Genomic DNA, 16,966 nt, shown 5'->3' with positions numbered 1-16,966 from the left:
GCCGTCCCGCTCAGCCCCGCCGTACCTCCGCGATCGTCACCGGACGGTGCTCGTGCAGGGACAGGGTGCACGCCTCGGCGATCCAGCCCGCCTCCAGCGCGTCCTCGATCGTGCAGGGGGACGTACGGCTGCCCGCGACGACCTCGGTGAACGCGGTCAGCTCGGCGCGGTAGGCGGCGGCGAAGCGGTCCATGAAGAAGTCGTGGGGGACGCCGGACGGGAAGGTCACGCCGGGCTCGACCGAGCGCAGCGGAAGCCTGTCCTCCAGCCCGACGGCGATGGAGTCCTCGAAGCCGTGGATCTCCATGCGGACGTCGTGACCCCGCGCGTTGTGGCGGCTGTTGGAGACCACGGCGATCGTGCCGTCGTCCAGGGTGAGGACGGCGCCGGTGGTGTCGGCGTCGCCCGACTCCCTGATGTAGTCGGCGCCGCGGTTGCCGCCGACGGCGTACACCTCGCTCACCTCGCGGCCGGTCACCCAGCGGATGATGTCGAAGTCGTGCACCGAGCAGTCCCGGAAGATGCCTCCGGAGGCGGCGACGTAGGCGGCGGGCGGCGGCGCCGGGTCCAGCGTGGTCGACCGTACGGTGTGCAGCTTGCCCAGCTCACCGCCCCGCACGGCCGCCCGCGCGGCGACGAACCCGGCGTCGAAGCGGCGGTTGTGGCCGATCTGGACCGGCACGTCGTGGCCCGCGACCGCCTTGAGCACGTCGACGCCCTCCGCCATGGTGCGGGCGACGGGCTTCTCGCAGAATACGGGTACGCCGGCCTCGACGGCGGCGCGGAGCAGGGCCGGGTGGGCGTCGGTCGCCGCGGCGATCACCACGCCGTCCACCCCGGCGGCCAGCACCGCCTCGGGCGAGTCCGCGACCTCGGCGCCGAACCGCTCCGCGGCCGACTTCGCGGCGTCCGCGAACGGGTCGGCGACGACCAGCGAGTCGACGGCGTCAAGTCCGGCGAGGGTCTCGGCGTGGAAGGCGCCGATGCGGCCGAGGCCGAGGATTCCGATACGCATACGCTCCGCTGCTCCTTGTGTGCTGTGCTGTGCTGTGCCGTGCTGTGTTGTGCAGTGTTGTGCTGTGCGGTGTTGTGCTGTCCGGGCCGGGGCTGCGCCCCGGACCCCGTCGCCCTTCGGGCTCGTCCTCAAACGCCGGACGGGCTGGAGAGAAGCGCCGGACGGGCTGGAGAGAGAAGTCCCGTCGTGTGCAGGTGCCTCAGGTCTCTCGCCGGTCGCGGCCCGCCCGCAGCTCTCCGCGCAGGGCCTCGGGTGTCCACTCCTCGCGCAGCGCCCGCCGCACGACGTCCGCCTGGGAGGGCGGGGCCAGGCCGTCGACCGGCGGGTCGCTGTCGAGGTTCGTCGGGAAGGGGTACCCCTCCGCGCTCGCGGCGATCACATGCTCCAGCCACTGCTCGCCCACGCCCTCGGCACGACGCTTCAGCAGTACCGGGTAGACCGCGTTCACCACCGCCTCCCGGTCCACGGTCTCCATGGCACGGCCGAACGCGGAGGAGATCTGCAACAGGTTGGCCATGCGGCGGATGTCCGCGGAGCGGTTGGTGCCGGCCGCGTGGAACAGCGCGGGGTTGAAGAAGACCGCGTCGCCCTTGGCGAGCGGTAGTTGGACCTGGTGCGCCTCGAAATAGGCCCGGAACTCGGGGAGCCGCCAGGCCAGGTAGCCGGGCTCGTACTTCTGCGAGTGCGGCAGGTACATCGTGGGCCCCGACTCCACGGGCATGTCGCGGTGCGCGACGGCGCCCTGGAGGGTGAGCGCGGGGGAGAGGCGGTGCACGTGCGCCGGGTACGCGGCGGCGACTGCGCCCGAGAGGAAGCCCAGGTGGTAGTCGCGGTGCACGGTCTGGGCGGCGCCGCCCGGGTTGACCACGTTGATCTGCGAGGTGACCTGGTAGCCGGGGCCGAGCCAGGCGCGGGCGACCAGGGCGAGCGTCTCGTTGGCGTAGTACTCGGCGAACGCGTCGGGGTCGTGCAGCGCCGCCTTCTCCAGGGCGTTCCACACCCGGTCGTTGGCGCCGGGCGCGGCGAAGTGGTCGCCGGAGCCGGCGCCCGAGGCGCGCTGCCCGTCGATCAGCGCGTCGAACACGGCGGTGGCCCGGTCGACGACCGCCGGGTCCCAGAACGCGCCCTTGAGAACGACGATGCCGGGGCCGTCGGCGAGGGCGTGGACCAGTTCGGCCGCCGTCTCCCGGTCGTCGTGCAGCCGGCCGGCCTCGTAGACCGGGACGTTCCGCTCCACGGCGCAGGCCCGCGGATACGCGGCGGGGTCGGTGGCGCGCTCGACGAGCGCGCGGAACGTGCCGAGGTCGCAGTCCCCTTCGGAGAGCCAGGCGCGGTGGGCGGGGACGGGAGTGGAGGACATCGGCGTCCTTTCGCTGACAGGGGCCACGCGGTGCTGCCATTCTTGTCCTGACAAACGCGGCGAACAACCATCAGGCAGCCATCAAAAATCCCTCAAGCCGCAGCCGTGGTCAAACCAAGGAGACGGTGATGGGCCACCCCTTCCCGATCAGGGAGATCGCACGTCAGGCGGGCCTGAGCGAGGCCACGGTCGACCGGGTGCTCAACGGCCGGGGCGGGGTGCGGCAGAGCACCGCGGACGAGGTGCGCCGGGCCATCGCCGACCTGGACCGGCAGCGCACCCAGGTCCGGCTGGTCGGCCGCACCTTCATGATCGACATAGTGATGCAGACCCCGGACCGCTTCTCCACCGCCGTGCGCGCCGCGCTCGAGGCCGAACTGCCCTCCCTGCACCCCGCCGTCGTACGCTCCCGCTTCCACTTCCGCCAGACGGGCCCGGCCGGGGAACTGACCGCCACCCTGGACCGGATCGCCCGGCGCGGCTCGCAGGGAGTGATCCTCAAGGCGCCGGACGTCCCCGAGGTGGCCGCCGCGGTGGACCGGCTGACCGCCGCGGGCGTGCCCGTCGTGACCCTGGTGACCGACCTGCCCGTCAGCACCCGGCTCGGCTACGTCGGCATCGACAACCGGGCGGCCGGTGCGAGCGCCGCCTACCTCGTGGGCCAGTGGCTCGGCGAGCGGCCCGGTAACGTCCTCACCAGTCTCAGCAGCGGCTTCTTCCGCAACGAGGAGGAGCGCGAGATGGGCTTCCGGAGTGTCATGCGCGCCCGGCACCCGGAGCGCCGGCTCGTCGGGGTCGCCGAGGGCCAGGGCCTGGACGCCACCCAGTACGAACTGGTCCGGGCCGCGCTGGAACGCGACCCGGACATCCGTGCCGTGTACTCGATCGGCGGCGGCAACATCGCCACCCTGCGGGCCTTCGACGACCTCGGCCGTTCCTGCGCGGTGTTCGTCGCGCACGACCTCGACCAGGACAACACCCGCCTGCTGCGCGAGCACCGGCTGTCCGCCGTGCTCCATCACGACCTGCGCCAGGACGTACGGGAGGCCTGCCGGCTCGTGATGCGGGCCCACGGCGCGCTGCCGCCCGCGGGCCCGACACTGCCGTCCGCGATCCAGGTGGTCACGCCCTACAACATGCCGCCCGGGGCCGGGGCCGGGGCCGGGGCCGGGTCCGTGTGACGTGCGGCGCCGCCCCTCGGCATCCTCCTCGGTATCCCCTTCGCCCCGGCGACCGGCCCGGCGGCCATGGGGAGCCGGCTCGTCGCGGTCCCCCGCAAGGTCCCGCCCGGCCGGTGGGCGGTCGGGTCGCGGCGCTGCCCGCACGCCGTCACGGAACCTCGGGAGTGACCCACGCACCGCTCTCCGCCGACCGCGTCATGGCCTCCAGAACGGTCGCGCTGTGCACCGCGTCCGGCAGGGTGGCGCCGTGCGGGACGCCCTCCGCGATCGAGCGCAGGAAGCGGTAGGCCTCCACCACCTTCAGGTCGTCGTAACCCATGGCGTTCGCGGCACCCGGCTGGAAGGCGGCGAACTCGCCGTGCCCCGGGCCCACATGGACGGTGCTGACGGGCTGGTCCTGGTACGCGGTGCCGCGACTGACGCCCAGCTCGTTCATGCGGCGGAAGTCCCAGAACACCGCACCCCTGGTGCCGTGCACCTCGAAGCCGTAGTTGTTCTGCTCGCCGACCGAGACCCGGCAGGCCTCCAGGACACCGCGGGCGCCGGAGGCGAAGCGCAGCAGGCAGTCGACGTAGTCCTCGTTCTCGACCGGTCCCGGCTCGCCGCCCGCGGCCCGGGCGTGACCCGCCGTGGCCGTCGTGGGGCGGGCCCGCTCGGGCAGGAAGACCGCCGTGTCGGCGGTCAGGGACGCGATGTCGCCGAGCAGGAAGCGGGCCAGGTCGGCGCCGTGCGAGGCCAGGTCGCCCAGTACTCCGCTGCCGCCGCGCTCGCGCTCGAAGCGCCACGTCAGGGCGCCCTCGGGATGGGCCGCGTAGTCACTGAAGAGACGGATGCGGGCATGCGTGACGGCGCCGATCTCGCCGGTGGCGATCAGGTCGCGGGCGGCCTCGACGGCGGGCGCGTTGCGGTAGTTGAAGCCGACGGCGCCCTGTACACCGGCCTCGGCCACCGCGTCCGCCACCGCGCGGGCGTCCCCGGCGGTCAGTCCGACGGGCTTCTCGATCCAGATGTGCTTGCCCGCCTCGGCCATCGTCACGGCGATCTCCCGGTGCAGGAAGTTCGGCGCGGTGATGCTGACCGCCCGCACGCGCGGGTCGGCGGCCACCTCGCGCCAGTCGCGGGTCGTCGAGGCGAACCCGAACTGGGCGGCGGCCTCCTCGGCCCGCCCCGGCACCTCCTCGGCGACCGTCACCAGTTCCGGGCGCAGCGCGAGGTGCGGATAGTGGTGCCGGACGCGGGCGTACGCCTGGGTGTGCACCCGGCCCATCCAGCCGAAACCGACGACCGCGACACCGAGTGCGTCGACCATGAGAGCCCCTTTTCGGACCTGTCCGTGATCTGTCCAGGCCACCCTGGGCGGGCATCCGCATCATGTCAACCTTTTGACAGGACAAACATCGGAGCATGAAAAACGCAAACAAAATTGTTGACAATGTTGTTTGGCTAGATTTACGTTCGACAGGCACTCACTCAGGGAGGGCAACCATGCCGAACCAAGCCCGTCCGGGCACCGGGGAGCAGGCCAAACAGCTTGCGCTCGGGCAGTTGCGACAGGCGATCCTGCGCGGCGACATGGCACCCGCGCAGCGGCTGGTGGAGAACGAACTCGCCGAGCAGTTCGGCGTGACCCGGGCCAGCATCCGGGCCGCGCTGATCGACCTGGAGTCCCAGGGGCTCGTCGAGCGCATCCGCAACCGCGGTTCACGGGTGCGGGTGGTGACCGTGGAGGAGGCGGTCGCCATCACCGAGTGCCGCCTGGTCCTCGAAGGGCTCTGCGCGGCCAAGGCCGCCGCCGCCGTCGACGACGGGCAGATCGCCCGGCTCAAGGACCTGGGCTCGGCGATGCGCAAGGCCGTGGGCGACGGGGAACCGCTGACCTACTCGGACCTCAACCACGAACTCCACGCCAGAATCCGGGAGTTCTCCGGCCAGCTCACGGCCGTGGAACTGCTGGAACGACTCAACGCCCAACTCGTGCGTCACCGCTTCCAGTTGGCGCTGCGTCCGGGGCGCCCGCAGCAGTCCCTGAACGAGCACCTGGCCATGATCGAGGCGATCGAGGCCAGGGACCCACAGGCCGCCGAGGCGGCCGTCCGGGCCCACCTCACCAGCGTGATCGAGGCGCTGCGCGACTGACACACGCACCTGACACACGCACCTGAGGCACCCACGTGAGGCACGCACCTCAGACACGCACCGAGGCGGGCGCCACCTGTCCACCAAGGAGAATCACCCATGACGTACGGCAACGCGCCCGCCGCCGTCCCCCGCTCGACCCTCGTCGTCACCGCGCACGCGGGGGACTTCGTGTGGCGGGCGGGCGGCGCCATCGCACTGGCCGCCTCGCGCGGGGAGAAGGTCACCATCGCGTGCCTGACCTTCGGCGAGCGCGGCGAGTCCGCCAAGGCCTGGCGCGAGGGCAAGAAGCTGGCGGAGATCAAGGCACTGCGCCGGGAGGAGGCCGAGAAGGCCGCCGCCACGCTCGGCGCCGAGGTCCGCTTCTTCGACGCCGGCGACTACCCGCTGACCGCCACCCCGGAGCTGACCGACCGGCTCGTCGAGGTCTACCGCGCCACCCAGCCCGACATCGTGCTCACCCACCCGGTCGAGGACCCGTACAACGGCGACCACCCGGCCGCCAACCGCATGGCACTTCAGGCGCGCATCCTCGCCCAGGCCATCGGCTACCCGGGGGAGGGCGAGATCATCGGCGCCCCGCCCGTCTTCTACTTCGAGCCGCACCAGCCCGAGATGAGCGGCTTCAGGCCCGAGGTCCTGCTCGACATCACCGAGGTGTGGGAGACCAAGCGCAAGGCGATGGAGTGCCTCGCCGCGCAGCAGCACCTGTGGGGCTACTACACCGACCTCGCCGTCCGTCGGGGCGTCCAGCTCAAGCGCAACGCGGGCCCCAATCTGGGCCTGGCGCACAAGACCATGGCCGAGGCGTTCATGCGCCCCTACCCGCAGATCGCGAAGGAGCTGGCATGAGCGGCGTCGTCGTCACCAACCCCCCCAAGGCCGACCCCGAGGACGTCGAGGCACTCGCCGCGTACGGTGTCGCCACCGTCAGCGAGGCCATGGGCCGCACCGGCCTGCTCGGCCCGGAGATCCGTCCCGTCCAGCAGGGCGTACGGGTCGCGGGCACCGCGGTCACCGTGCTCAGTTGGCCCGGCGACAACCTGATGATCCACGCCGCCGTGGAGCAGTGCGGCGAGGGCGACATCCTGGTCGTCACCACCACCTCCCCGTCCACCGACGGCATGTTCGGCGAGCTGTTCGCCACCGCCCTCCAGCGGCGCGGCGTCCGCGGCCTGGTCACGGGCGCGGGCATCCGCGACACCCAGGAGCTGCGGGAGATGGGCTTCGCCGCCTGGTCCCGTGCCGTCTCCGCACAGGGCACGGTCAAGGCCACCGGCGGCTCGGTCAATGTGCCGGTCGCCGTCGACGGACGGGTGATCCGCCCCGGTGACGTGATCGTCGCCGACGACGACGGCGTGGTGGTCGTCCCGCGCGAGCAGGCCCGGCAGGTCGCCGACGCCTGCGAGGCGCGCGAGCAGAAGGAGGCCGCCACCCGCGCCGCCTTCGTCGAGGGACAACTCGGCCTGGACCGCTACGGATTGCGCGAGAAGCTGAAGCAACTGGGCGTCACCTACCAGCCGTACGAGGAGTACGCCGCCGGGGAACGGACGTGACCGGCACCGAGGAGGTGCGCTGCACGCTGATGCGCGGCGGCACCTCCAAGGGCGCCTACTTCCTCGCCGACGACCTGCCCGCCGGCCCCGGCGCCCGCGACGGTCTGCTGCTGCGGACCATGGGCAGCCCCGACTCGCGCCAGATCGACGGCCTGGGCGGCGCCCACCCGCTGACCAGCAAGGTCGCGGTGGTCTCCCGCTCGGCCGACCCGGACGCGGACGTCGACTACCTGTTCCTCCAGGTCGCCGTGGACGCGCCGGAGGTCACCGACCGGCAGAACTGCGGCAACATCCTCGCCGGGGTGGGCCCGTTCGCCGTGGAGCGCGGACTCGTAGCGGCAGGCGACGCCGAGACGTCCGTACGCATCCGGATGCTCAACACCGGTGAACTCGCCGTCGCCACCTTCCCGACCCCGGGCGGACGCGTCGACTACACGGGGGACACCGCGATATCCGGCGTTCCCGGCACCGCCGCCGCGGTCGTCATCGAGTTCCCGCAGGGCGCCGGCCCCCTCCTGCCCACGGGCAACGTCCGCGACACCGTCGCCGGCACCGAGGTGACCTGCGTCGACAACGGCATGCCGGTCGTGCTGATCCCGGCCGCCGCGCTGCAGGCCACCGGCTACGAGACGCCCGCGGAACTGGAGCAGGACGCGGCGCTCACCGACGGCCTCCACGCCATCCGGCTGGCCGCCGGGCACCTGATGGGCCTCGGCGACGTCGAGGGCGCCACCGTGCCCAAGCTGACCCTGCTCGCCCCGCCCCGCGACGGCGGCGCGGTCGCCACCCGCACCTTCATCCCGGTGCGCTGCCACACCTCCATCGGCGTCCTGGGCGCCGCGAGCGTGGCGGCGGGGCTGCGCGTACCCGGCGGCGTGGGGGAGGGGATCGCCCAACTCCCCGAGTCGGGCGACCGCGTCCGGGTGGAACACCCCACCGGCTTCCTGGAGGTCGGCGTGGATCTCGACCCCGGCCCGCTCGTGGTCCGCCGTACCGCCGTCGTACGCACCGCGCGCAAGATCTTCGACGGCACCGTCTTCCCCCGGTCCGCCGCGACGGCGCCGGTCCCCGCACAACGCCCTGGAGGCCACCATGACTCCGCCGCTCGGTGACATCGCCCATGTCGGCCACGCCCAGCTCTTCACGCCCGACCTGGACGCGAGCGTCGCCTTCTTCACGGACTACCTGGGCCTGACCGTCAACGGACAGGGCGGCGACACCGTCTACCTGCGCACCTACGACGACTACGAACACCACAGCCTCGTCCTCACCGCCCGTGCACAGCCCGGCCTCGGCCGCCTCGCGCTGCGCACCTCGGGTGAGGAGGCGCTGCGGCGCAGGGTGGCGGCGCTGGAGGCGGCAGGGCGGCCGGGCAAGTGGGTCGAGGACGAGCCGGGCATCGGCGAGCTGTACCTCACCACCGACCCCGACGGGCACGAGCACGCCCTGTACTGGGAGAGCGAGCACCACCGGGCGCCCGCGGAACTGAGGCCGGCCCTCAAGAACCAGCCGCAGGCCAAACCCAACCGGGGCGTGGGCGTCCGCCGCCTGGACCACATCAACTTCCTCGCCGCCGACGTGCTCGCGAGCGCAGAGTTCCAGGAACAACTCCTCGGCGCCCGGCCCACCGAGCAGATCCGGCTCGACTCCGGGAAGATCGCGGCCCGTTGGCTGACCTTCACGAACAAGTCGTACGACGTCGTCTACACCGAGGACTGGACCGGTTCCTCCGGGCGCCTGCACCACATCGCCTTCGCGGCCGACACCCGCGAGGACATCCTGCGCGCCGCCGACCTCGCCATCGACACCGGCGTGTTCATCGAGACGGGCCCGCACAAGCACGCCATCCAGCAGACGTTCTTCCTGTACGTCTACGAGCCCGGCGGCAACCGCATCGAACTGTGCAACCCGCTCACCCGCCTGGTGCTGGCGCCCGACTGGCCGCTGATCACCTGGACCGAGGCCGAGCGCGCCAAGGGGCAGGCCTGGGGCCTGAAGACCATCGCGTCCTTCCACACCCACGGCACCCCGCCGGTCGCCTGACCGCACCGCTTCCACCGGGGGTGGGCCGCACGTCCACGTGCGGCCCACCCTTTAAATCGTTGCTGAGATTGTTAACAAAAGCGTTGACACATCTGGAGTGCGGTCTTTAGCGTCGCCCCATCACACGTCCCCCGTCCCCATCCCCTCCCCGTCCCCGTCTCCGTCCCCTCCAGGCACCGCCCCCTGGACGAGAGGAAACAACGATGTCCTCCTCCCCACCCGCGCTGTCCGCCCGCGCCAGCAGACTGGCCCTGCTGGTCGTCGGCCTCTGCTGGCTGGCCGTCCTCTTCGACGGCCTGGACATGTTCATCTACGGCTCGGTGCTGCCCCACATGCTCGAGGAGAAGGCCCTCGGCATCACCTCGGGCCAGGCCGGTGACCTCGGCAGCTACGCCACCTTCGGCATGCTCGTCGGCGCGCTCGCCGCGGGGACGGTGGCCGACCGGATCGGCCGCAAGAAGCTGATGGTCTCCTGCGTCACGCTCTTCTCGCTGGCCTCCGGCCTCTGCGCGGTCGCCGGGAGCGTCTCCGTCTTCGGCCTCGGCCGGACCCTGGCCGGTGTCGGCCTCGGCGGACTGCTGCCGACCGCGATCAGCATGGTCTCCGACTACGCCCCCCGGGGCCGCGCCGCCATCACCATCGGCCTGCTGATGACCGCGCACCACGCCGGCGGCATCCTGTCCGCCTACGTGGCCCTGTGGATCGTCGAGCCGCTCGGCTGGCGCGCCGCCTTCTGGGTCTGCGTGGTGCCGCTGCTCTTCGTCCCGCTGCTCCTGAGGTTCCTGCCCGAGTCGCTGACCTTCCTCGTCGCCCACGGCCGGGCCGAGGAGGCCCGCACGCTGGCCGGCCGCTACGACGTCGAACTCCCCGCGGCGCCCGCCGGGAAGCCGGTCACCGCCCGCTGGGAGAACCTGGCCAACCTCTTCCGCGGCCGCGAGTGGATCCAGACCCTGCTGTACTGGCTGGCCTCCTTCGGCGGACTGCTGCTCGTCTACGGCGTCGCCGTCTGGCTGCCCACCCTGATGCGCGGCGAGGGCTACGAACTGGGCTCCGCGCTGACCTTCGTCGTGCTGTTCAACCTCGGCGGCATCGTCGGCATGCTGCTCGCCGGCCGCGCCTCCGACCTCCCCCACGCTCGGCTTCGCTCGCGCGGGGGGACCCCCACCGGCGCGCCGCGCATCTCGGCGATCTGGTTCGCGCTGACCGCCTGCGGCGTCTTCCTGCTCAGCGTCCACATGCCGCTGACGCTGACCTTCGTGGTCGTCTTCCTCACCGGCGTCTTCCTCAACAGCGCCCAGACCATGGTCTACGCGACCGTGTCCATCGGCTCCGCCCCGGCCAACCGGGCCACCGCCGTCGGCTGGACCTCCGGCATGGGCCGCTTCGGAGCCGTCTTCGGCCCCTGGCTCGGCGGCCAACTGCTCGCCGCGAACAAGGGCGAGTGGGGCTTCACCGCCTTCGCGATCGCCGGCTTCTCCTCGATGGTCTTCATCGGCATCGCGGCCCTGCGCACGGCGAGGCGAACGGCTGCCGCGGGCCCGGTCGAGCGGAAGCTGTCTCCGGCCCACTGACCGCCCCGGGCTGTCAAGGGGCGCGGGGCTGTGACGTTATGCGGCTCCGCCGCGCGAGCGCGACCAGCCACGACGGACCCGCAGTCGGACACCGGCCCCGGCGCAACGGTGCTCAACCCCGCTCAGCCGACCGCAGGTCACGTCACCGTCCCCGGCGCGACAGCCACGCGGCCACCACCGCGCCGGAGACGTTGTGCCACACGGAGAAGACCGCGGCCGGGAGCGCCGCCAGGGGGCTGAAGTGGGCGGTGGCCAGGGCGGCGGCGAGGCCGGAGTTCTGCATGCCGACCTCGAAGGCCATGGCGCGGCTGCCGGGCTCGCCGAGCCTGCCGAGGCGCCCCGCGCCGTAACCGAGCGCCAGACCGAGCCCGTTGTGCAGCACGACGGCGACGAACACCAGCCCCGCGGCCGACTTGATGGCATCCGCGCTGCCCGCCACGACGACCGCCACGATCACGGCGATCGTCAGCGCGGACAGCCAGGGCAGCACCGGCAGCGCCCGCTGCACGTACCGGCCCGCGACGAGCCGTACGACGACGCCCGCCAGGACCGGCAGCAGCACCGTCTTGAGGATGTCGGTGACCATGGACCCGGCGTCCACCGGGAGGTACTCGCCGGCCAGCAGCAGCGTCAGCGGCGGGGTGACCAGCGGGGCGACGAGCGTGGAGACGGTCGCGACGGAGACCGACAGGGCGACGTCGCCGCGGGCCAGGTAGGTCACCACGTTGGAGGCCGTACCGCTGGGCGCGCAGCCGACCAGGATGACGCCGGCGGCGAGCTGCGGGGGGAGGCCGAGCAGGTGGGCGATCGCCCAGCCGAGGCCCGGCATGATGACGTAGTGCGCGACCAGCCCGAGGGCCACCGCCCAGGGACGTTTCACGACGCCGCGGAAGTCCTCCGGGGTCAGGGTGATGCCCATGCAGAACATCACGACACCCAGCAGGTACGGCACCGACTCGCTCCACCCGGTGAAACTCCCGGGGAGCAGCAGGCCGAGCGCGCCGGCCAGGAGGACGAGGACCGGGAAGACGGTCACGGCGCGGCGCGCGGAGCGATCGCCGGTGGCGCCGCCGCCGAGGGGCTCCGGCTGCTCCTGCTGCTCCTGCTGCTCGGGCCGCTCGGGCTGCTCGGGCTGCTCGGGCTGCTCGGGGCTGTCAGGCTGCTCGGGTCGCTCGGGGTGTTCGGGGTGTTCGCTTCTTTCGGTTCGCACCGTGCGAGGTAACGCCCGGTGGGCGGCGTGACGCAAAGCCGTCTCGCGATGTGATCATCCCAAGGATTCGCTGCGCCCGTTCGGGCCGGGCGTTCCCTCAGTCGCGGCCCATCTGGTCCTCGGCCGACAGGTGCTCCACCGTCCGGCCGGTCTCCGTGAACGTCCGCGTCACATGGCCCGATGAGTACACCCACAGGATGCGCAGCGGCGTGTCGCCGACGTTGCGGAACAGGTGGGGGACGGGGGAGGGGATGTACGTGGTGTCGAACCGCTCCAGCTTCGTCACCTCGCCGTCGACCCACACTTCCGCGTCACCTTCCAGGACCGTCACGTGCTCGTCGCAGTTGTGCGAGTGCAACGGCGCTCCGGAGCCCACCGGGTACACGCTCATGCCGCTGGTGATGCGGTTCTCCCCGCCCGCCGACGGCGTGGTGATCAGGGGCGTGGTGACGACGGCGCCGCCCCGGTCGAGCAGGGGCACGGACGCGGCCTTGACGATGGTGGTCATCCCGGGATTCCTCTCCACTTCAACATGTCGCGACGACCGACGTTAGGTCGCGCGGGCGGGAAACGGTGCCCTCTGGCGTGCAGGTTTACGTTGCAGTCCGAGAGGGGTGAGCATCTTCCGCCCGGCTGTACCGTCACCTGTCACCGCACGGCTCCCGACCCGTTTGCGGCAACGCGCCGGAAAGAAAAGGCAGGTATCGGCCAGATGAGGCTCCCCGTTCTCACCGAAGCGGAAATGGACCAGCGGCAGCAGGAGCTGGCCGCCCGAATCGCCGGCCGCCGCGGCGCGGTCCGCGGCCCCTTCCGGGTGTGGCTGCACAGCGCGGAGATGTGCGAACGGGCCGAGTCCCTCGGCGCGTTCGCCCGCTTCGACTGCAGCCTGCCGAAGCGCCTGCGCGAGCTGGCGCTGCTGATGGCGGCCCGCAACTGGGACGCGCAGTACTCGTGGAACGCGCATGTGCACCAGGCGATCGAGGCCGGAGTCCCCGAGGCCGCCGTCAAGGCCGTCGCCGAGAAGCGCGAGGCCACCTTCGACGACGCGGCGGACCAGGCGTTCTACCGGTTCTGCCGCGAGGTCCTGGAGGAGCACTTCGTCTCGGACGAGACCTTCGCCGACGCGCTGGCGCACTTCGGGTCCAGGGGCCTGGTCGACACCATCGGCGCGCTCGGCAACTTCACCATGCTCGGCATGTGCCTGAACACGTTCCAGGTGGACCTCCAGCCCGACAAGGAGCCCCCGTTCCCCGACGTCCGCGGCTACGGCCGGGTCGTCCCCCAGTCCGACGGGCCACGGCCGTGACCTCGCCCGCCACGACGGCCGACGCCGTCGTCCGCGTACGGGGCGTCACCAAGAGCTTCGGCGGAGCGGCCGCCCTCAAAGGCGTCGACCTCGACCTGCACCCCGGTGAGATCCACGCCCTCATGGGCATGAACGGCGCAGGCAAGTCCACCCTCGTGCAGGTGCTGTGCGGCGTACATCAGCCCGACGGCGGCACCGTCGAGGTGGACGGTCACCGGCACACCGGGCTGAACGTGCGCAAGGCCCGCAGGCTCGGCATCTCCTCGGTCCCGCAGCGCCGCGAACTGGCGATGGGCCTCACCGTCGCCGAGAACATCATGCTGGGCGACCTGCCGACCCGGCGCCTGGGCACCGTCGACTGGAAGGCCGTGCGGGCCCGGGCCGGCACGGCCCTGTCCGGTCTCGGCATCGGCATCGACGTCGACCGGATCGCGGGCTCGCTCACCGTCGCCGAGCAGACCATGGTCGAGGTGGCGCGGGAGGTCAGGCGCGGCGGCAAGGTGCTGATCCTGGACGAGCCGACCGCCTGCCTCAGCGCCCGGGACGCCGGACAGGTCCGCGCCCTGGTGCGCAGACTGCGCGACGAGGGCGTCGCCGTCGTCTACATCTCCCACTACATCGACGAGGTCATGTCCCTCGCCGACCGGGTCACCGTGCTGCGCGACGGCGGCCTCGTGCGCAGCGCCCCGGCCACGGAGACCGATCCCGCCGCACTGGTCCGCGACATGGTCGGCCGGGACGTCGTCTCGCGGCGACCCCGGCGCCCCGCGCACCGGGACGAACACGGACTCGCCGTCCGCGGACTCAGCCACGGCCACGCCATCCGCGACTTCACCGTCGAGGTGCGCAAGGGCGAGATCGTCGCCGTCCTCGGCCCCGCGGGCGACGCGCAGTCCCGGCTCTTCGACCTGCTCTCCGGACGGCGGCGGCCCGACGCCGGCGAGGTCCGCGTCGACGGCCGGCCCGTGCCCCCGGGTCGCGTCTCGGCCGCGCTCGCCGGCGGACTGCGCTGCGTCACCGGGGACCGCCGCTCGCTCGGCCTGGTCCAGAGCATGACAGTGGACGAGAACCTGATGCTGGCCGGCGACCGTTTCGCCCGGCGCAGGCTGCACCGCACCACCGACCTCGCCCGCCGCGCGGCCCCCGTGCGCGACACCTACGGGGTCGTCGCCCTCAGCGGCAACCCGCCGGTCGGCTCCCTGTCCGGCGGCAACCAGCAGAAGGTCCTGCTCGGCAAGTGGCTGGAGACCGAGCCGGTGGCCTGCTTCCTGGAGGACCCCACCAATGGCGTGGACGTCGCCGCCATGGCCGACATCCACACCCTCGTCGACGACCTCGCCGCACGCGGTGTCGCCGTCCTGCTCGCCTCCTCCTCCGCCGAGGAGGTCATGCGGCTGGCCGACCGGGTCGTCGTCGTGAGCGCGGGCCGCACGGTCGCCGAACACGACATCACCACCATCACCCGCGACGAGCTGGTCGCGACGGCACTCGGAGGTCAACCCCAGTGAGCCTCAAAACCCCCTCCGCCTCCCCGGACCTCGCGGCCGCCCCACCCCCGCGCCGCCGTGACCCCTCCCGGTCCGGGGCCCGCGGGCTGCTGCACGTCCCGCACGGCGGACTGGTCGTCGTCCTGATCCTGGTGTGCGTGTTCACCGCCGTCCAGGCCGACGCCTTCACCTCCTCGCAGAACCTGCTCAACGTGCTGCGCCAGGTCAGCGTGAACGCCGTCATCGCAGCCGGACTGACCCTGCTGATGACCTCGGGCGGCATGGACTTCTCCATGGGCAGCAACGCGGCCGTCACCCTGTGCGCGGGCGCCCAGTTGATCGACGGCGGCTGGTCCACGCCCGTGGTCGTGATCGTATGCCTGGCGCTGGCCACGCTGATCGGGCTGGTCAACGGGCTGGTGGTGACGTACACCCGGGTCGCGCCGTTCGTCGCCACGCTGGCCTCGGCGATGCTCCTCGACGGCGTCGCCCTGCTGGTCCTGGACGGCATGAGCGTCACCATCGGCGACAAGATGTCCTCGCTCGGCAACGACGAGATCGTGGGCGTGCCGTACCTGACCGTCGTCGCGGTACTGGTCCTGGCGCTGACCGGCGTCACCATGCGCTTCACCACCTTCGGCCGCGACGCCTACGCCATGGGCGGCAACGAGCACGTCGCCCTGCTCAGCGGCATCAACGTCAACGGACGCAAGCTCGCCCTGTACGCGCTCGCCGGTGTGCTGGCGGGCCTCGCCGGCCTCATGCTGCTCTCCCGGCTCGGCGCCGCCGCGCCCAACACCGCAGGCCTGCAGACCCAGTTGACCGCCGTCGCCGCCGTGGTCATCGGCGGCACCTCACTCGCCGGCGGCCACGGCACCGTCGTCGGCACGGTGTTCGGCGTCGTCCTGCTCGGCGTGGTCGCCAACGCCCTGAACCTGCTCCAGGTCAACAGCAACTACCAACTCGTCGTCACCGGCGGCGTCCTGCTGGTCGCGGCGATCATCAACGAGATCCAGCGCAGATCCTCGCCGGGCCATTAGAGGGCGTCATTCGGTCGACGACACCCCCTAGCCACGCCCGACCCCTCTCTCCCACGATGCAGGAAAGGCCCGACCCCATGATGCCCATCGCCCCCTCCCGTCGCCGCGCCGCCGCGGCCTCGCTCGCCGGCGTCGCCGCCCTGGTCCTGGCCGGCTGCGGCTCCGGGAACGACAGCGGGGGCGCCGCCGACGGCTCGGTCTCCCTCGGGTTCGTCAACGGCTCCAACACCCACTTCCACACCTGTCTGCTCCGCGCGGTCGAGCAGGAGGCCGAGGCCCAGGACGCCAAGGTCTACTCGGCCAACTCCAAGCAGGACGCCGGCACCGAACTGTCCAACATCGAGGACATGATCGCCCGGAACGTGGACGCCCTGATCGTCCAGACCGTGAACGTCGACGCGCTGGAGGGCGACATAACCAAGGCCAAGAACGCGGGCATCCCCATCTACCTGACCTCCGTGGCCACCTCCGACATGGCCGACGTGCTCGGTGCCGCCGTGGTCGACCTCAAGAAGGTCGGCGCGATGGACGCCGAGTGGATCTCCAAGGACGCGGCCGGGAAGGACGTGAGGGTCGGTATCGTGGCCGGCGCCCCGGGTGCCGCCTCCGACCTGTTGGTCGGCGGCTTCGAGGACGCCCTGCCGAAGACCGCGAAGGTGGTCGCCAACCAGCCCGGCATGTTCAACCCCGCCAAGGCCCAGGCCGTCGCCGAGAACATGATCCAGTCCCATCCCGACCTGGACTACGCCTTCGTCGCCAACGAGGAGATGGCCTTCTCCGTCCGCAAGGCCTTCGACGCCGCCGGCGCCAAGGACGTCAAGATCGTGTCCGTCAACGGCACCGAGGAGGGCGTCGCCGCTCTGAAGGACGGCCGTCTGTCCGCCACCGTCGCGAACTCGGCGGCGACCATCGGGCGGACCGCGGTCAAGAGCACGGTCTCGCTGCTCGACCAGCAGCAAGGTGATGACAAACAAGGTGTTGACAAGATCTCTGACATTCCTCTTGTCTTGGTCACCAAGGAAAACCTGAGCGAGGCTCCCCAGTACTGCCCGAAGTAGGGC

Annotated in this window: 16 protein-coding genes; 11 read left to right on the top strand and 5 right to left on the bottom strand. The window is 71.9% G+C overall.

The window, feature by feature from the left end; all coding sequences use genetic code 11:
• Positions 1-10: 10 nt before the first annotated feature.
• Together KUM40_RS18695 and KUM40_RS18690 are read right to left on the bottom strand one after the other, a co-directional pair.
• Positions 11-1,015: a Gfo/Idh/MocA family oxidoreductase gene (locus KUM40_RS18695; protein WP_217167124.1), complete on the bottom strand. Its 1,005-nt coding sequence runs from the start codon at positions 1,013-1,015 to the stop codon at positions 11-13.
• A 199-nt stretch (positions 1,016-1,214) separates the two neighbouring features.
• Positions 1,215-2,375, bottom strand: a complete 1,161-nt coding sequence (locus KUM40_RS18690; protein ID WP_217167123.1) for a phytanoyl-CoA dioxygenase family protein — start codon at positions 2,373-2,375, stop codon at positions 1,215-1,217.
• A 128-nt stretch (positions 2,376-2,503) separates the two neighbouring features.
• On the opposite strand from KUM40_RS18690, the gene KUM40_RS18685 reads away from it, so the two are divergent.
• Positions 2,504-3,556 carry a LacI family DNA-binding transcriptional regulator gene (locus tag KUM40_RS18685; RefSeq protein ID WP_217167122.1) on the top strand — a complete coding sequence of 351 codons (1,053 nt, stop codon included), beginning with the start codon at positions 2,504-2,506 and terminating at the stop codon, positions 3,554-3,556.
• 148 nt (positions 3,557-3,704) lie between these two features.
• On the opposite strand, the gene KUM40_RS18680 is transcribed toward KUM40_RS18685, so the two are convergent.
• Complete coding sequence (locus KUM40_RS18680; protein WP_217167121.1) at positions 3,705-4,865, bottom strand: Gfo/Idh/MocA family protein; 1,161 nt, start codon at positions 4,863-4,865, stop codon at positions 3,705-3,707.
• Between the two features lie 176 nt (positions 4,866-5,041).
• On the opposite strand from KUM40_RS18680, the gene KUM40_RS18675 reads away from it, so the two are divergent.
• From KUM40_RS18675 to KUM40_RS18650, 6 genes are all read left to right on the top strand, one after another.
• Positions 5,042-5,692 (top strand): GntR family transcriptional regulator, encoded by a 651-nt coding sequence (locus KUM40_RS18675; RefSeq protein WP_217167120.1) that lies wholly within the window; start codon positions 5,042-5,044, stop codon positions 5,690-5,692.
• 99 nt (positions 5,693-5,791) lie between these two features.
• A complete protein-coding gene (locus KUM40_RS18670) occupies positions 5,792-6,544 on the top strand; it encodes a PIG-L deacetylase family protein (protein WP_217167119.1) in 753 nt (250 codons plus the stop codon).
• Positions 6,541-7,248 carry a 4-carboxy-4-hydroxy-2-oxoadipate aldolase/oxaloacetate decarboxylase gene (locus KUM40_RS18665; protein ID WP_217167118.1) on the top strand — a complete coding sequence of 236 codons (708 nt, stop codon included), beginning with the start codon at positions 6,541-6,543 and terminating at the stop codon, positions 7,246-7,248. Before KUM40_RS18670 ends, KUM40_RS18665 begins: the two co-directional genes overlap by 4 nt.
• Complete coding sequence (locus tag KUM40_RS18660) at positions 7,245-8,360, top strand: 4-oxalomesaconate tautomerase (protein WP_308401186.1); 1,116 nt, start codon at positions 7,245-7,247, stop codon at positions 8,358-8,360. The genes KUM40_RS18665 and KUM40_RS18660 overlap by 4 nt, the downstream gene beginning before the upstream one ends.
• Positions 8,341-9,291: a VOC family protein gene (locus KUM40_RS18655; RefSeq protein ID WP_217167117.1), complete on the top strand. Its 951-nt coding sequence runs from the start codon at positions 8,341-8,343 to the stop codon at positions 9,289-9,291. The genes KUM40_RS18660 and KUM40_RS18655 overlap by 20 nt, the downstream gene beginning before the upstream one ends.
• A gap of 203 nt (positions 9,292-9,494) precedes the next feature.
• Positions 9,495-10,862: an MFS transporter gene (locus KUM40_RS18650; RefSeq protein WP_217167116.1), complete on the top strand. Its 1,368-nt coding sequence runs from the start codon at positions 9,495-9,497 to the stop codon at positions 10,860-10,862.
• 142 nt (positions 10,863-11,004) lie between these two features.
• On the opposite strand, the gene KUM40_RS18645 is transcribed toward KUM40_RS18650, so the two are convergent.
• Complete coding sequence (locus tag KUM40_RS18645; protein WP_308401185.1) at positions 11,005-12,072, bottom strand: bile acid:sodium symporter family protein; 1,068 nt, start codon at positions 12,070-12,072, stop codon at positions 11,005-11,007.
• 97 nt (positions 12,073-12,169) lie between these two features.
• Positions 12,170-12,580: a cupin domain-containing protein gene (locus KUM40_RS18640; RefSeq protein ID WP_217167115.1), complete on the bottom strand. Its 411-nt coding sequence runs from the start codon at positions 12,578-12,580 to the stop codon at positions 12,170-12,172.
• A 204-nt stretch (positions 12,581-12,784) separates the two neighbouring features.
• On the opposite strand from KUM40_RS18640, the gene KUM40_RS18635 reads away from it, so the two are divergent.
• From KUM40_RS18635 to KUM40_RS18620, 4 genes are read left to right on the top strand one after another with little or no spacing between them, the layout of a single operon-like run.
• A complete protein-coding gene (locus tag KUM40_RS18635; RefSeq protein WP_374227392.1) occupies positions 12,785-13,378 on the top strand; it encodes a carboxymuconolactone decarboxylase family protein in 594 nt (197 codons plus the stop codon).
• Complete coding sequence (locus KUM40_RS42455) at positions 13,375-14,886, top strand: sugar ABC transporter ATP-binding protein (protein WP_217167114.1); 1,512 nt, start codon at positions 13,375-13,377, stop codon at positions 14,884-14,886. Before KUM40_RS18635 ends, KUM40_RS42455 begins: the two co-directional genes overlap by 4 nt.
• Positions 14,883-15,905 (top strand): ABC transporter permease, encoded by a 1,023-nt coding sequence (locus KUM40_RS18625; RefSeq protein ID WP_308401184.1) that lies wholly within the window; start codon positions 14,883-14,885, stop codon positions 15,903-15,905. Before KUM40_RS42455 ends, KUM40_RS18625 begins: the two co-directional genes overlap by 4 nt.
• 56 nt (positions 15,906-15,961) lie before the next feature.
• Positions 15,962-16,963 (top strand): sugar ABC transporter substrate-binding protein, encoded by a 1,002-nt coding sequence (locus tag KUM40_RS18620; RefSeq protein ID WP_308401183.1) that lies wholly within the window; start codon positions 15,962-15,964, stop codon positions 16,961-16,963.
• Positions 16,964-16,966 lie beyond the last annotated feature (3 nt).

This window comes from Streptomyces sp. AC512_CC834 (genome assembly GCF_019049325.1).
GTDB lineage: Bacteria > Actinomycetota > Actinomycetes > Streptomycetales > Streptomycetaceae > Streptomyces.
This window is presented reverse-complemented; position numbering and strand designations above follow the sequence as displayed.

Excerpts from the sequence above, each read along its gene's own strand:
- KUM40_RS18650 (WP_217167116.1), top strand. The coding sequence starts at position 9,495 with ATGTCCTCCTCCCCACCCGCGCTGTCCGCCCGCGCCAGCAGACTGGCC.
- KUM40_RS18655 (WP_217167117.1), top strand. The coding sequence starts at position 8,341 with ATGACTCCGCCGCTCGGTGACATCGCCCATGTCGGCCACGCCCAGCTC.
- KUM40_RS18690 (WP_217167123.1), bottom strand. The coding sequence starts at position 2,375 with ATGTCCTCCACTCCCGTCCCCGCCCACCGCGCCTGGCTCTCCGAAGGG.
- KUM40_RS18670 (WP_217167119.1), top strand. The coding sequence starts at position 5,792 with ATGACGTACGGCAACGCGCCCGCCGCCGTCCCCCGCTCGACCCTCGTC.
- KUM40_RS18675 (WP_217167120.1), top strand. The coding sequence starts at position 5,042 with ATGCCGAACCAAGCCCGTCCGGGCACCGGGGAGCAGGCCAAACAGCTT.
- KUM40_RS18640 (WP_217167115.1), bottom strand. The coding sequence starts at position 12,580 with ATGACCACCATCGTCAAGGCCGCGTCCGTGCCCCTGCTCGACCGGGGC.
- KUM40_RS18620 (WP_308401183.1), top strand. The coding sequence starts at position 15,962 with ATGCAGGAAAGGCCCGACCCCATGATGCCCATCGCCCCCTCCCGTCGC.
- KUM40_RS18680 (WP_217167121.1), bottom strand. The coding sequence starts at position 4,865 with ATGGTCGACGCACTCGGTGTCGCGGTCGTCGGTTTCGGCTGGATGGGC.
- KUM40_RS18685 (WP_217167122.1), top strand. The coding sequence starts at position 2,504 with ATGGGCCACCCCTTCCCGATCAGGGAGATCGCACGTCAGGCGGGCCTG.
- KUM40_RS18695 (WP_217167124.1), bottom strand. The coding sequence starts at position 1,015 with ATGCGTATCGGAATCCTCGGCCTCGGCCGCATCGGCGCCTTCCACGCC.
- KUM40_RS18665 (WP_217167118.1), top strand. The coding sequence starts at position 6,541 with ATGAGCGGCGTCGTCGTCACCAACCCCCCCAAGGCCGACCCCGAGGAC.
- KUM40_RS18635 (WP_374227392.1), top strand. The coding sequence starts at position 12,785 with ATGAGGCTCCCCGTTCTCACCGAAGCGGAAATGGACCAGCGGCAGCAG.